1 pseudogene is annotated in these 911 nt (G+C 44.2%); it reads right to left on the minus strand.

Annotation, left to right across the window (positions count from 1 at the left end):
* Positions 1 to 390, minus strand: a pseudogene (locus MMA19_RS26425) (hypothetical protein); the annotation flags it as partial.
* Positions 391 to 911: the final 521 nt, after the last annotated feature.

Genomic DNA, 911 nt, shown 5'->3' on the forward strand with positions numbered 1-911 from the left:
AAAGATGGAATTTGCAAAATCCTCATCAGGGCTGTGCATTTTTATAATAGCGTTAGGCGTGCTCCCGTCGGCCATCATCATAGCAAATCCGTATTCAAAGCACTCTTCGCCAGACCTGGATTTAAATTCATCTTTTATTTCTTGTGGCAATGCTATTAAAGCACATTTTTCAGGTACAGGCAGCCCTGCCTCCTTCGCCAAAATATAACCAGTTATTTCGTTAGAAATTGCCATAATCTTGCGATCGCTAAAGCATTTCACATAGCTTCTGCTGTCAAGATTCTCGCCCCAGTTAATATTGCAGCTAAAAGTTTCTGCCATAGCGCCGTCAGGAGCTCTATTAATTTTAACGTTATTAAAGTCAGATGACGGCTTAAATTCTATGTGCATAGCTCTGGTCCATCAAAGTTTGTGGTTGCTGTATTATTTTTCTTGAAAGCTTTTTTATCAAGGGAAATGTTTTTCACATTTACCATAACATCCGTTGCGTGCACCGCCTGAGAGGCTCTCAGGGCGTTTCTGACGGGAAACCGGTAAAACAGGCAACAAACCACCCGAAAACCAGCCAGAAACGCGCAGGCTCTGTTTTTACGGCATGCATGAGTATGCGCGCAAGTGCATAGCGCAGAATTTCACGCCGTGCAGCCAGTGGAAGTCCTGTTTCCGGCGTTCTTCTCATCCGAAAACGGTGAACGGGGACGCAATTTATTGCGTGACCGTGAAGCGTTGGCAAGAGCATCAAGCATGAAGAGAAGGGGGTCGGATGTACGAATGGTTCAGAGAACTGTTATGACGTAATTCAGTAGTAATTCAGTAGTAAATCAGTAGTAGATAAGTAGTCACCCTCCTCCGGTTTGTAGTAAATCAGTAGTAAATCAGTAGTGTTTCTGTAGTCCCCCCCTCCGGTTTGT

The organism is Vibrio sp. CyArs1, from assembly GCF_022432925.1.
GTDB classification, from domain to species: domain Bacteria; phylum Pseudomonadota; class Gammaproteobacteria; order Enterobacterales; family Vibrionaceae; genus Vibrio; species Vibrio mediterranei.